The sequence below is a fragment of the Bradyrhizobium erythrophlei genome (assembly GCF_900129505.1).
GTDB lineage: Bacteria > Pseudomonadota > Alphaproteobacteria > Rhizobiales > Xanthobacteraceae > Bradyrhizobium > Bradyrhizobium erythrophlei_D.
In genome coordinates, this window is sequence record NZ_LT670818.1 from 2,288,849 (window position 1) to 2,301,434 (window position 12,586).

The 12,586-nt window shown below is 63.6% G+C and carries 12 protein-coding genes; 9 read left to right on the plus strand and 3 right to left on the minus strand.

Annotated features, from left to right (window positions below):
* The first annotated feature begins 34 nt into the window (after positions 1 to 34).
* The gene (locus B5525_RS10835) at positions 35 to 565 is read left to right on the plus strand and encodes a hypothetical protein (RefSeq protein ID WP_079565997.1); all 531 of its coding nucleotides are present in this window, start codon (positions 35 to 37) and stop codon (positions 563 to 565) included.
* 265 nt (positions 566 to 830) lie between these two features.
* A protein-coding gene (locus B5525_RS10840; protein ID WP_197687878.1) for an IS630 family transposase occupies positions 831 to 1,897 on the plus strand; the annotation gives its coding sequence in 2 pieces (ribosomal slippage) (positions 831 to 1,320 and positions 1,320 to 1,897; 1,068 coding nt in all).
* A 128-nt stretch (positions 1,898 to 2,025) separates the two neighbouring features.
* Here B5525_RS10840 and B5525_RS10845 read toward each other — a convergent pair.
* Together B5525_RS10845 and B5525_RS10850 are read right to left on the minus strand one after the other, a co-directional pair.
* A complete protein-coding gene (locus tag B5525_RS10845) occupies positions 2,026 to 2,616 on the minus strand; it encodes a DUF4337 domain-containing protein (protein ID WP_079565998.1) in 591 nt (196 codons plus the stop codon).
* A gap of 105 nt (positions 2,617 to 2,721) precedes the next feature.
* Positions 2,722 to 3,693 carry a tyrosine recombinase XerC gene (locus tag B5525_RS10850; RefSeq protein WP_079565999.1) on the minus strand — a complete coding sequence of 324 codons (972 nt, stop codon included), beginning with the start codon at positions 3,691 to 3,693 and terminating at the stop codon, positions 2,722 to 2,724.
* A 173-nt stretch (positions 3,694 to 3,866) separates the two neighbouring features.
* Between B5525_RS10850 and B5525_RS10855 the strand changes: the two genes are divergently transcribed.
* Positions 3,867 to 6,077, plus strand: coding sequence for a primosomal protein N' (locus B5525_RS10855; RefSeq protein ID WP_079566000.1), 2,211 nt, complete (start codon positions 3,867 to 3,869; stop codon positions 6,075 to 6,077).
* 150 nt (positions 6,078 to 6,227) lie between these two features.
* On the opposite strand, the gene B5525_RS10860 is transcribed toward B5525_RS10855, so the two are convergent.
* Positions 6,228 to 6,746 (minus strand): septal ring lytic transglycosylase RlpA family protein, encoded by a 519-nt coding sequence (locus B5525_RS10860; protein ID WP_079566001.1) that lies wholly within the window; start codon positions 6,744 to 6,746, stop codon positions 6,228 to 6,230.
* 195 nt (positions 6,747 to 6,941) lie between these two features.
* Between B5525_RS10860 and B5525_RS10865 the strand changes: the two genes are divergently transcribed.
* The 6 genes from B5525_RS10865 to B5525_RS10890 all read left to right on the plus strand — a co-directional run bounded on the left by B5525_RS10865 (position 6,942) and on the right by B5525_RS10890 (position 12,480).
* Entirely contained in the window at positions 6,942 to 7,322 is a 381-nt protein-coding gene (locus B5525_RS10865; protein WP_154073150.1) for a hypothetical protein, read from the plus strand.
* Between the two features lie 83 nt (positions 7,323 to 7,405).
* A complete protein-coding gene (locus B5525_RS10870) occupies positions 7,406 to 7,966 on the plus strand; it encodes a F0F1 ATP synthase subunit delta (protein ID WP_079566003.1) in 561 nt (186 codons plus the stop codon).
* Positions 7,966 to 9,495: a F0F1 ATP synthase subunit alpha gene (atpA, locus tag B5525_RS10875; protein ID WP_079566004.1), complete on the plus strand. Its 1,530-nt coding sequence runs from the start codon at positions 7,966 to 7,968 to the stop codon at positions 9,493 to 9,495. The genes B5525_RS10870 and atpA overlap by 1 nt, the downstream gene beginning before the upstream one ends.
* Positions 9,496 to 9,588: 93 nt before the next feature.
* A complete protein-coding gene (locus B5525_RS10880; RefSeq protein WP_079566005.1) occupies positions 9,589 to 10,467 on the plus strand; it encodes a F0F1 ATP synthase subunit gamma in 879 nt (292 codons plus the stop codon).
* Positions 10,468 to 10,525: 58 nt separating this feature from the next.
* Positions 10,526 to 11,968, plus strand: a complete 1,443-nt coding sequence (gene atpD / locus B5525_RS10885) for a F0F1 ATP synthase subunit beta (RefSeq protein WP_079566006.1) — start codon at positions 10,526 to 10,528, stop codon at positions 11,966 to 11,968.
* A gap of 104 nt (positions 11,969 to 12,072) precedes the next feature.
* Positions 12,073 to 12,480 (plus strand): F0F1 ATP synthase subunit epsilon, encoded by a 408-nt coding sequence (locus B5525_RS10890; RefSeq protein WP_079566007.1) that lies wholly within the window; start codon positions 12,073 to 12,075, stop codon positions 12,478 to 12,480.
* The last annotated feature ends 106 nt before the right edge of the window (positions 12,481 to 12,586 follow it).

Consider the following 12,586-nt stretch of genomic DNA (forward strand, 5'->3'; position numbering starts at 1 on the left):
TCGACGCCGAAAAACTGGGCGGGGACACCTCGGGATGATGCGCCGCCTCCTACAGCCGATCTGGGTTCTGCTCGCGATCATCTTCCTGATCGAAGCCTGGCTGTGGGATCACCTCGAGCCGATCGTGGCGTGGTTCGTGGCGCTGATCCCGTTGCGGGCCTTCAAGCAATGGCTCGCCGAACGCGTCGATACGCTGTCGCCGGCGATGACGCTGATCGTTTTCATCGTGCCGGTGATTCCGCTGTTTCCGCTCAAGCTGGTCGGGCTGTGGCTGCTCACCCATGAATACTGGATGAGCGCCATCGCCACCATCGTCTTCGCGAAATTCCTCGGGGTAGGCGTCGCCGCGTTCGTCTTCGACGTGACAAAGGACAAGCTCCTGGAGATGAACTGGTTCGAGACGCTCTACGAGTTTATCCTCGGGTTGCGCGCCAAGGCCAACGCGCTGGTCGATCCGATCAAAGCCAGAATCAGGGACGCGCTGCGCGGCGACGGCAGCAGCTGGTCATCGCGCACGCTGCGGCTGATCCAGCGCTTCCGCAAGAGCGTGCACGAAGCGCGGTAGAGCGTGATGAGTAGTTCGCGGGCTCTGCTCACCTCTCCCATCGAGAGAGGTGGGCGCGTAGCGCCGGGTGAGGGGTTACGGTCCCTCGTTAGAGCTGTGCCCCCTCACCCGATTTGCTGCGCAAATCGACCTCTCCCCGATGGGGAGAGGTGAAGGGAACGCGGACGGATCGATTCATACCAACGGCTCGAAACTGTGACTCATTAGGGATTCCCAAATCAGGGAAACTCTGACTCGATGCTAGCCTTTGAGAGGAGCGGCATCGATGGGAGCGGCGGTATCGATCACCCGACTTGATCTGACGGCTTCGGCGCTTCGCAAGGCGGCGAGCGGAGAGAAGGATAGCGCCGCGGCGCGTCGGATACTCGCGCTTGCGCTGGTGCTCGATGGCTCGGACCGCAAAACGGCGGCCGAAACCTGCGGCATGGACCGTCAGACCTTGCGGGACTGGGTGCACCGTTACAACGCCGCGGGACTGGCCGGGCTTCGCAATCTCAAATCGCCAGGTCCCGGATCAAAACTCACGGTGCGGCAGCAGGCCGAATTGGCCGAGCTTGTCGAGGCCGGCCCCGACCCCGCGGTGCACGGGGTAGTGCGTTGGCGGCGGGTCGATCTGCGCGACGAATTGCAGCGGCGCTTCGGTGTCACGCTCCACGAGCGTTCGGTCGGGAAGGTTCTAGCCAAGCTCGGCTACCGCAAACTGTCGGTAAGGCCCCGCCACCCGCAGGCTGACGAAGAAGCCCAGCAGACGTTTAAAAAAACTTCGCCGCGACCGTCAGGGCGCAAATTCCCGAGCACGCCAAAGACAAGCCGATCGAAATCTGGTTCCAAGACGAGGCCCGGATCGGCCAGCAGGGCACGCTGACCCGCGTCTGGGCCAAGCGTGGAACGAGGCCCCGCGCACCGCACGACCAGCGCTACGACTGGGCCTACCTGTTCGGCGCGGCCTGTCCGCAGCGTCGCGTCGCAGCAGGTCTGGTCATGCCGGCGGCGAACGCCGAGGCCATGTCGCTGCATCTCACAGCGATCTGCCGCAAGGTGGCGGCAGGTAGCCACGCCGCTCTTGTCCTCGATGGCGCCGGCTATCACATTGCTGCCGCGCTCACGATCCCCGAAAACGTCACCCTGGTGCGTCTGCCACCCTACGCGCCTGAACTCAATCCGATCGAAAACGTCTGGGAATATCTGCGCGGCAACAAACTCGCGATCACCGTCTTCGACGACTACGACGACATCGTTGATAAAACCTGCGACGCATGGAACTTCTTTGAACACGATCCAAAGCGCATCGCCTCAATCACCACACGAACATGGGCAACAGTCAATAATTAGGGCCGTTGGTATCACTCAAGAATCATCCCGCTCTAGAACGTTTTCAAGCGAAGTGGAGACCGATCCGCGTTGAGAAAACGCGTTACCCAAGTTCCGTTTCGATTCTATCGGAACGGGGCTCTCGCCGTTCACGGCAGATGCAACAGATGCGGCACGAAGATGCCGAGCGCGGTGAAGGCGATTCCCGCCAGCATCAACAGGCCGGAGATCCAGGCCAGCGCGATCATGCCGGTGATGATGGTCGCCGACGCCAGCACGATGCCGATCTGGAAGGCGGCGGAGGCGAGTTCGAAGTGATGGTACTTCGCCGTGGCGAGGTCGCGCTCTTCCTCGGCATGCTTGGCGCGTTCGGCGAGTTGCTCGGTGCCTTCGCCGGTGGAAGGCTCGGAGCGATAGCGCGCCGCGGTCTGCTGCCAGTCGTCAATCTGCTTTTGCAGCGCCGCCTTCGCGGCAGCGTCGCCCATCAGCCCGAGGCTTAACCTCGACTGGTCCGAGGCGGCCTGGACCACGGTGCGGCGGATGCTTTTGGCCTGAAAGAACGCCCACAGGTTCGAGGCCTCGACGTTCTTGGCGATGGATTCGGTCTGGGCGCCCTTGCCCAAAGTTTCCGACAGCGCCAGGCAGAGCGCGATCACGGCAATCAGCAGCGCGATCTTCCTGTTCTCGCCGGCGGCTTCCTTGGTGTGCTCCGCCTGCTCCAAAACTTCCTGTGCGCTCATGATTCCCTCCCTGTGGATGCGCCAACGATTGACCGAACGGCACCGCCGGCGCAAGGGGCAAGCGGGCGTGACGGTGGCGTGACGGGGATGAAAGCGGGGCGATTTTCAGGCGCGGGGATGCGTGGATTTATAGACTTCCAGCAGCCGCTCGCTGTCGATGCCGGTATAGATCTGCGTGGTCGAGAGCGACGCATGCCCGAGCAGTTCCTGGATCGCGCGCAGGTCGCCGCCCCGGCTCAACAGGTGCGTCGCGAAGGAATGCCGCAATGCGTGCGGCGTCGCGCTGTCGGGCAGGCCAAGCACACCGCGCAGCCGCTCCATGGTGAGCTGGATGATCCGGGGACTGAGCGGCCCGCCGCGGGCGCCGACGAAGACCGGCCCTTCCGGCGGCAGTTGATGCGGGCACATCGCGACATAATCCTGAACCAGCGTCAGCACATTCTGCAGCACCGGCACCATGCGGGTCTTGTTGCCCTTGCCGGTCACGACCAGTACGTCGCCGGCACCGGGCAGCGGCACGTCGCGGCGTTTCAAGCCGAGCGCCTCGGAGATGCGCAGGCCGGAGCCGTACAACAGCGCCATCACGGCGGCGTCGCGTGCCCAGATCCAGGGATCGCGGTCCTCGCCAGCGCGCTCGTCGGCGTCGGCAAAGCGCTTCGCCGCGACAATCGGAACCGGCTTCGGCAGGCTCTTGCCGACCTTGGGCGCGCGGATCGCCGACAGCGCTCCGACCTTGCCCCTGCCTTCCCGTTCGAGAAAACGGCCGAACGAGCGCAGTCCCGCCAGCGTCCGCATCAAGGACCGCCCGCCGATGTCATCGGCGCGCCGCATCGCCATGAAAGCCCTGACGTCGCTCGTCTCCAGCGCGGCAAAGCGCGAGAGCGTCACGCGCGCGCCCCAATGCCCCGAAAGGAAACCGAGAAATTGGCGGAGGTCGCGGGTATAGGCTTCCAGCGTCTTCGGCGACAGCCGCCGCTCGCTGCGCAGATGCGCCAGCCAATGCGTCATCTCCAGCGTGATGGTGCCGTCGGCGCAGTCGAGTTCGATCGGTTGAACCGCGGGAGCTGGCTTTGCCATTTGGCTGTCTTTCGGGCCGCTGTGCGCGCGCGATGATTCTTGCTTATTATATCGCACCTGTTTCGTTTACCGTTCGCTAATCTGGCGGCTGGCCGCGCCCGGACTCTGGCCCCGACCCGCCGATGGACGTAAGTTCAGCCCTTCCTCCCGGTTTTTGAGTCTGATTTTTGAAAATGGACCACACCACGCGCGCCGGCACGTCATCCGCATCGTCGACCGGTGTCGTCGATGTGCTGGTACCGGTCGCGCTCGATCAGAACTATTCCTACCGGGTGCCGCGCGGCATGGAACTGAAGCCCGGGGACGTGGTCTGCGTGCCGCTGGGGCCGCGCGAGGTGGTCGCGGTGGTGTGGGCGGAAAACGCCAATCCCGATCCGCGCCTGCACAACCGGCTCAAGGTTGTCGGCGAAAAGCTCGACGTGCCGCCGCTGAAGGAAGAGCTTCGTTCACTCGTCGATTGGGTCGCCAATTACACGCTGTCGTCGCGCGGCATGGTGCTGCGCATGTGCTTGCGGATGGGCGAACATCTAGGCCCCGAACGGGTGCGGATGGGCGTGCGCCTGATCGGCGAGGCGCCCAAGCGCCTGACCCCGGCGCGGCGGCGGCTGATCGATGTGCTGTCCGACGGCCTGCTGCACGGCAAATCCGAAGCCGCTCATGAAGCCGGCGTCAGCGCCGGTGTCATCGACGGCCTTGTCGACGAGGGCACGCTGGCGACCGAACCGATGCCGCGCGCGATGGCGCCGCCGGCGCCGGATCCTTCCTTCGCGACGCCCGACTTTTCCCGCCAGCAGCGCACCGCCGTCGATGCCATGCGCGCGCTGGCGGCCAATGGCAGCTTTCACGTCGCACTGCTCGACGGCGTCACCGGCTCGGGCAAGACCGAAGTCTATTTCGAGGCCATTGCCGAAGTGATCCGCCGCGGCAGGCAGTCGCTGATCCTGATGCCGGAGATCGCGCTGACCGGTCAGTTCCTCGACCGCTTCGCGCAGCGTTTCGGCGTCCGGCCGCTGGAATGGCATTCCGAACTGACGCCACGCAGCCGGCAGCGCAATTGGGCCGCGATCGCGGCCGGTGAAGCGCCCGTGGTGGTGGGGGCGCGCTCGGCGCTGTTTCTGCCCTATGCCAATCTCGGGCTGATCGTGATCGATGAGGAGCATGACCAGGCCTACAAGCAGGACGAAGGCGCGCATTACCATGCCCGCGACATGGCGGTGGTCCGCGCCCATATCGCCAAGATCCCGATCGTGCTGGCCTCCGCCACGCCGTCGGTCGAGACCGAAGTCAACGCGCGCAAGGGCCGGTACCAGCGTATCGTGCTGCCATCGCGGTTCGGCGGCCAGCACATGCCGCACATCGAGGCGATCGATCTGCGCCGCGAGCCGCCGTCGCGCGGCCGCTTCATTTCGCCGAGGCTAGCCGGCGAGATCAAAATCGCCATCGAGCGGCGCGAGCAGGCGCTGTTGTTCCTCAACCGCAGGGGCTATGCGCCCTTGACCCTGTGCCGGGCCTGCGGGCATCGCTTTGCCTGCACAATCTGCGACGCCTGGCTGGTCGATCACCGTTTTCGCCAGCGCCTGGTGTGCCATCACTGCGGCTTCTCGATGCCGCGCCCGCATGTCTGCCCGCATTGCCAGGCCGAGGAATCGCTGGTCGCGGTCGGCCCCGGCGTCGAACGCCTGCAGGAGGAAGCCGCGGCACTGTTTCCGCAAGCCCGCACCATGGTGCTGTCGAGCGACCTGATCACCTCGATCGAAACCATGCGCGCCGAGTTGACCGAGATCGCGGAGGGCCGCGTCGATATCATCATCGGCACCCAATTGGTGGCGAAGGGCCATAATTTCCCGAGGCTCAATCTGGTCGGCGTCGTCGATGCCGATCTGGGCCTGAGCAATGGCGATCCGCGCGCGGCCGAGCGCACCTGGCAATTGCTCAACCAGGTGATCGGACGCGCCGGACGCGATCAGGGCAGGGGCGTCGGTTATTTGCAGACCCACCAGCCCGAACATCCCGTGATGAAGGCCCTGGTGGCGTGCGACCGCGAGGCGTTTTATGCCAGCGAGATCGAGGCCCGCGAGCGCGCCTCCTATCCGCCGTTCGGCCGGCTGGCGAGCCTGATCATTTCCGCCGGCGACCGGCCGACCGCCGAAGGTTTTGCGCGCAAGCTTGCCGCGATCGCGCCGATCGACGAGCGGATCAAGGTGCTGGGACCCGCCGAAGCCCCGCTCGCGGTGATCAAGGGCCGCTATCGCTTCCGCCTGCTGGTGAAATCGGCCCGCAATGTCGATCTGTCGGAATATCTGCGCGAATGGCTGGCCGCCGGTCCGAAGACAAAAGGCAATCTCAAGCTTGAGGTCGACGTCGATCCGCAGAGCTTTTTGTGAGTGAGAGGATGATGCCGCAGTGACGGCCGACAAAAAAGCCCGCCGTCATTTACGACGGCGGACCCTTTTTCGGCGTGCAGCAAGTCTGCGGCCGTTACGCTACGCAACGCTTACTGGGTTTGATGGATCGAAGAGGCGCGCAAGACGCCGTCAGGAGACGACTTCAGCGGTCACCCGGCCGACGCCGGCGCTGGTCAGGCCGATCGCGCGGGCGGCGCCCGTCGACAGGTCCAATACCCGGCCGCGGACGAATGGGCCGCGGTCATTAACGGTGACGACGACGCTGCGGCCGCCATGGGTCACCCGGAGCTTGGTGCCGAACGGCAGTGAGCGGTGGGCGCAGGTCAGGGCGTTCTGATTGAAGTGCTGACCGGAGGCAGTCTTGCTGCCGGACTCGTTGCCGTAGAAGGACGCCATCCCCGAGAAGCTGCGTCCGCCGCCCGACGACGGAGCGATCGAGGCATTGGCGCCGCGCCAGGCCAGGCTGCCGGCGCCCCGCGGCGAGTCACTGGCGTGATGGTGATGATGGTAGCCGTCGTGATGATGCCGATGTGATTTGGCAGAAGCCTCGGTGGCGGTTCCGCCGACCAGGAGAGTTGCGGTGACGAGCGCCAGCGCAGTGCGCGACTGGGTTACCCTTCCCAGTGTCGGGTTTTTGAATGTTACCATGCATTAGTCCCTCGGATAGTATTGCCACATGTGTGACTAGTGGAACCCCCGTCCCAATTTGCTTGGTCGCCGTTTGGTGGGCTAATGAGGCATAAAAGGGGCAGTAAAACCTGTTTGTCTCCCGCTGAAATATCTTGTGACCGAATGCGGTCAATCGTTAATATTTCATAAGTACTGCAGACACATGAAGAATTAATGGTTTATTACTTAGAAATACTTTCAAGAGAAGTCGTCGCCGAAGAAGACGAGATTTCGCCAAGTAATGCGGGCGGTCGGATGAACCCGGCCAAGCCGGCGTTCCCTGCGTATGGCTCCATGCAGCCATGCATCCGGCGCCGGAACGAATTGCCGCTTGCGATTTCCGCGAAGCGTCAGCGTGATCTGGTCGGGGCCGAAAAACTCGCGGCGCCGGAGGAGCCGAAAAATGTCATCCGGCCGGCACGGATAAGCACATGCGACAAGGCAGCGCCGGCGCGTTCCGTCATGTTGCACCTGCGCTCCTGCTATGTTAGCAAAGCCGCGATTTTAACGATCCCGGTACAGCCTGTGCCGGTCGAAAATCGAAGTCCCGCTTGAATTCCAAGGGCTTGGATCGCTAGGCGCCGCATCGTGGCGACGGTTTTTCCCTTGCGAATTTGACAGCAATAAAGAGCAAGCTTGTGGCTGCAGAAGATCCGTCGGTTTCGGGAGTGTCCGGTCGTTACGCAACGGCCTTGTTCGAACTGGCGCGGGATGAAAAATCCATCGACGCGGTCAGGGCCGATCTCGATAAATTCGAGGCCATGCTCGGCGACAGTGCCGATCTGAAACGCCTGGTCCGCAGCCCGGTTTTTTCGGCGGAGGTGCAATCGAAGGCGCTTGCCTCCGTGCTCGACAAGGCCGGTATATCAGGCGTTGCCGCCAATTTCCTGAAAGTTCTCACCGCCAACCGCCGGCTGTTCGCGGTCGCCGACGTGCTGCGCGCGTTCCGCGCGCTGGTGGCCAGGTTCAAGGGCGAGGCGACCGCGGATGTCACCGTCGCCGAAACGCTCAGCGACAAGAATCTCGACGCCCTGAAGACCGCACTGAAATCGGTGACGGGCAAGGACGTCGCGCTCAACGTGAAAGTCGATCCTTCGATTATCGGCGGCCTTGTGGTCAAGCTCGGCAGCCGCATGGTGGATAGTTCGCTTCGCACCAAACTCAATTCGATCAAGCACGCGATGAAAGAGGCAGGCTGATGGACATCCGCGCCGCGGAAATTTCCGCGATCCTGAAAGACCAGATCAAGAACTTCGGCCAGGAGGCTGAGGTTTCCGAAGTCGGACAGGTGCTGTCCGTCGGCGACGGCATCGCCCGCGTTTACGGGCTGGACAACGTCCAGGCCGGCGAAATGGTCGAGTTCGAGAACGGCACCCGCGGCATGGCGCTGAACCTCGAGACCGACAACGTCGGTATCGTGATCTTCGGCGCCGACCGCGAGATCAAGGAAGGCCAGACCGTCAAGCGCACCCGCGCCATCGTCGACACCCCGGTCGGCAAGGGCCTGCTCGGCCGCGTGGTCGACGCACTCGGCAATCCGATCGACGGCAAGGGGCCGATTGCTGCGACCGAACGCAAGCGCGTCGACGTCAAGGCGCCCGGCATCATTCCGCGCAAGTCGGTCAACGAGCCGATGGCGACCGGCCTGAAGGCGATCGACGCGCTGATCCCGATCGGCCGCGGCCAGCGCGAGCTGATCATCGGCGATCGCCAGACCGGCAAGACCGCGATCGCGCTCGACACCATCCTCAACCAGAAGCCGCTCAACGCGCAGCCGGACGAGAAGATCAAGCTGTATTGCGTCTATGTCGCGATCGGCCAGAAGCGTTCGACCGTTGCCCAGTTCGTCAAGGTGCTGGAAGAGCAGGGCGCGCTGGAATATTCGGTCATCGTCGCCGCCACCGCCTCCGATCCGGCGCCGATGCAGTACATCGCGCCGTTCACCGGCTGCACCATGGGCGAATATTTCCGCGACAACGGCATGCACGCGGTCATCATCTATGACGACTTGTCCAAGCAGGCCGTCGCCTATCGCCAGATGTCGCTGCTGCTGCGCCGCCCGCCGGGCCGCGAAGCCTATCCCGGCGACGTGTTCTACCTCCATTCCCGCCTGCTCGAGCGCGCCGCCAAGCTCAACGACCAGCAGGGTTCGGGCTCGCTGACGGCGCTGCCGATCATCGAAACCCAGGCCAACGACGTGTCGGCCTATATCCCGACCAACGTGATTTCGATCACCGACGGCCAGATCTTCCTGGAAACCGACCTGTTCTTCCAGGGCATCCGTCCCGCGGTGAACGTCGGTCTGTCGGTGTCGCGCGTCGGATCGTCGGCGCAGACCAAGGCGATGAAGAAGGTCGCCGGCAAGATCAAGGGCGAGCTGGCGCAATACCGCGAAATGGCGGCGTTCGCGCAGTTCGGTTCCGACCTCGACGCCTCGACCCAGCGGCTGCTGAACCGCGGTTCTCGGTTGACTGAACTGCTGAAGCAGCCGCAGTTCTCGCCGCTGAAGATGGAAGAGCAGGTGTGCGTGATCTGGGCCGGCACCAACGGCTATCTCGATGCCCTTCCGCTCAGCAAGGTGCGCGCCTTCGAGGACGGCCTGCTGTCGCTGTTGCGCGGCAAGAACGTCGAGATCCTCAACAGCATCCGCGAAAGCCGCGATCTCAGCGACGATACCGCCGGAAAGCTGAAGGCGGTCGTCGAGAGCTATACCAAGACGTTTGCCTAGAGAACGAGACGTCGATGCCCGGCACAAAGCCGGGCATGACAAAAGCGAGGCTTGCGGTCGGATCGAGGATCGGATCGCCGGGGTGAACTGAGAATGGCTTCCCTTAAAGACATGCGGGTCCGCATTGCCTCCACCAAGGCGACGCAGAAGATCACCAAGGCCATGCAGATGGTCGCGGCGTCGAAACTGCGCCGTGCGCAGACCGCCGCCGAAGCGGCGCGGCCCTACGCGGAAAAAATGGACGCGGTGATTTCGAATATCGCCAGTGCCGCGGCGGGGTCGCCCGGCGCGCCGGTGCTGCTGGCCGGCACCGGCAAGGATCAGGTCCATCTGTTCCTGGTCTGCACCGGCGAACGCGGCCTGTGCGGCGCCTTCAACTCCTCGATCGTGCGTCTCGCCCGCGAGCGCGCGCTGGCGCTGATGAACCAGGGCAAAGAGGTCAAGTTCTTCTGCGTCGGCCGCAAGGGCTTCGAGCAGCTGCGCCGCACCTTCGAAAAGCAGATCGTCGAGAATATCGAGTTGCGCTCGGTCCGCCAGCTCGGCTTCGTCAATGCCGAGGATATCGCCAAGCGGGTGGTCGCGCGTTTCGACGCCGGCGAGTTCGACGTCTGCACGCTGTTCTTCTCGCGTTTCAAATCCGTGATCGCGCAGGTCCCGACCGCGCAGCAGATCATTCCGCTGGTGGTGGAGACCGAGGCCGCCAATGTTGGCGCTACCACATCCTACGAATACGAGCCCGAGGAAGACGAGATCCTGACCGGCCTGCTGCCGCGCAATCTGGCGGTGCAGATCTTCCGCGCGCTGCTCGAAAACAATGCCTCGTTCTATGGCGCGCAAATGAGCGCGATGGACAACGCCACCCGCAACGCCGGCGACATGATCCGCAAGCAGACCCTGATCTACAACCGAACCCGTCAGGCCCAGATCACCAAGGAGCTGATCGAAATCATCTCCGGCGCCGAGGCGCTCTAGCCACTCGCGCGACACACTGGCGGACTTCTAGCGAAAAGAATTCGAAGGAGAGAGTTTTATGGCCGCAGCAGCAAACCAGACCGGACACATCACCCAGGTCATCGGCGCCGTCGTCGACGTGCAGTTCGAAGGGCACCTGCCCGCCATTCTGAACGCGATCGAAACCAAGAACGCCGGCAATCGCCTGGTGCTCGAAGTGGCGCAGCATCTCGGTGAATCGACAGTGCGCACCATCGCAATGGACACCACCGAGGGCCTGGTCCGCGGTCAGGAAGTCACCGACACCGGCTCGCCGATCCGCGTTCCGGTCGGTGCCGGCACGCTCGGCCGCATCATGAACGTGATTGGTGAGCCGATCGATGAAGCCGGTCCGCTGGTAGCGGAAGGCCTGCGCCCGATTCACGCGGATGCGCCGAGCTATACCGACCAGTCCACGGAAGCCGAAATTCTCGTCACCGGCATCAAGGTCGTCGACCTGCTGGCGCCTTACGCCAAGGGCGGCAAGATCGGCCTCTTCGGCGGCGCCGGCGTCGGCAAGACCGTGCTGATTCAGGAGCTGATCAACAACGTTGCGAAAGCCCACGGCGGTTATTCGGTATTCGCCGGCGTCGGCGAGCGGACCCGCGAAGGCAACGACCTCTATCACGAGTTCATCGAATCCAAGGTCAACGCCGATCCGCACAATCCGGATCCGAGCGTGAAGTCGAAATGCGCGCTCGTGTTCGGCCAGATGAACGAACCGCCGGGCGCCCGCGCCCGCGTCGGCCTGACCGGCTTGACGGTCGCCGAGCATTTCCGCGATCAGGGCCAGGACGTGCTGTTCTTCGTCGACAACATCTTCCGCTTTACGCAGGCCGGCTCCGAAGTGTCGGCGCTGTTGGGTCGTATCCCTTCGGCGGTGGGTTATCAGCCGACGCTCGCCACCGACATGGGCGCGTTGCAGGAGCGCATCACCACCACGCACAAGGGGTCGATCACGTCGGTGCAGGCGATCTACGTGCCGGCCGACGACTTGACCGACCCGGCGCCCGCGACCTCGTTCGCCCATTTGGACGCGACCACGGTGTTGAACCGCGCGATTTCGGAAAAGGGCATCTATCCGGCGGTGGATCCGCTCGACTCGACCTCGCGCATGCTTTCCCCACTCGTCGTCGGCCAGGAGCACTACGACACCGCGCGCATGGTTCAGCAGGTGCTGCAGCGCTACAAGTCGCTGCAGGACATCATCGCCATTCTTGGCATGGACGAATTATCAGAAGAGGACAAGATCGCGGTGGCCCGCGCCCGCAAGATCGAGCGCTTCCTGTCGCAGCCGTTCCATGTCGCCGAAGTCTTCACCGGCTCGCCCGGCAAGTTCGTCGACCTCGCCGACACCATCAAGGGTTTCCGCGGGCTGTGCGAAGGCAAGTATGACCATCTCCCCGAGGCCGCCTTCTACATGGTCGGCAACATCGAAGAGGCGGTCGAAAAGGGCAAGAAGCTGGCGGCCGAAGCAGCGTAAGAGGGCGAATAGCGAATAGGGAGTGGCGAATAGTTAAAGGCCATTCCCTTCCTTCACTGCTCGCCATTCGCTACTCGCCACTTACTACTCGCAGGTACACCACCATGGCCACCTTCCACTTCGATCTCGTCTCGCCTGAAAAGCTCGCCTTCACCGGCGAGGTCGATCAGGTCGACGTTCCCGGCGTCGAAGGCGATTTCGGCGTGCTCGCCGGACATGCGCCGGTGGTGGCCGTGATCCGGCCGGGGATCCTCACGGTGACCACGGGCGGCACCCATCAGAAGATCATCGTGCTCGGCGGGCTTGCGGAAATGTCCGAGAATGGCCTGACCGTGCTGGCCGATGTCGCCACCTCGATCGACGAGCTCGACCGGGCGCGGTTCGCCGACACGATTTCCGAGATGGAAGCCAAGCTTGCCGAAAAGGACGGCTCGGAGCTCGATCGCGAGATCGAACGGCTCGATCATTTCAAGAGCATCCAGAGCCAGCTCAGCGCGACGGCGATGCACTGAGCGGGTCGGCCCCGCCAGCCGCGGCAAAACCAAACTGAATTGAGCCTCCGCGACGGCGCGACCGGCGCCGGAACTTAGGTTGCGCCTGTGAACTTCTGGCGCCATT

What these genes read in the sequence shown, in the direction of transcription:
- B5525_RS10835 (WP_079565997.1), top strand. Translation starts at nt 35, where the DNA reads ATGATGCGCCGCCTCCTACAGCCGATCTGGGTTCTGCTCGCGATCATC.
- B5525_RS10845 (WP_079565998.1), bottom strand. Translation starts at nt 2,616, where the DNA reads ATGAGCGCACAGGAAGTTTTGGAGCAGGCGGAGCACACCAAGGAAGCC.
- B5525_RS10850 (WP_079565999.1), bottom strand. Translation starts at nt 3,693, where the DNA reads ATGGCAAAGCCAGCTCCCGCGGTTCAACCGATCGAACTCGACTGCGCC.
- B5525_RS10855 (WP_079566000.1), top strand. Translation starts at nt 3,867, where the DNA reads ATGGACCACACCACGCGCGCCGGCACGTCATCCGCATCGTCGACCGGT.
- B5525_RS10860 (WP_079566001.1), bottom strand. Translation starts at nt 6,746, where the DNA reads ATGGTAACATTCAAAAACCCGACACTGGGAAGGGTAACCCAGTCGCGC.
- B5525_RS10865 (WP_154073150.1), top strand. Translation starts at nt 6,942, where the DNA reads ATGGTTTATTACTTAGAAATACTTTCAAGAGAAGTCGTCGCCGAAGAA.
- atpA (WP_079566004.1), top strand. Translation starts at nt 7,966, where the DNA reads ATGGACATCCGCGCCGCGGAAATTTCCGCGATCCTGAAAGACCAGATC.
- B5525_RS10880 (WP_079566005.1), top strand. Translation starts at nt 9,589, where the DNA reads ATGGCTTCCCTTAAAGACATGCGGGTCCGCATTGCCTCCACCAAGGCG.
- atpD (WP_079566006.1), top strand. Translation starts at nt 10,526, where the DNA reads ATGGCCGCAGCAGCAAACCAGACCGGACACATCACCCAGGTCATCGGC.
- B5525_RS10890 (WP_079566007.1), top strand. Translation starts at nt 12,073, where the DNA reads ATGGCCACCTTCCACTTCGATCTCGTCTCGCCTGAAAAGCTCGCCTTC.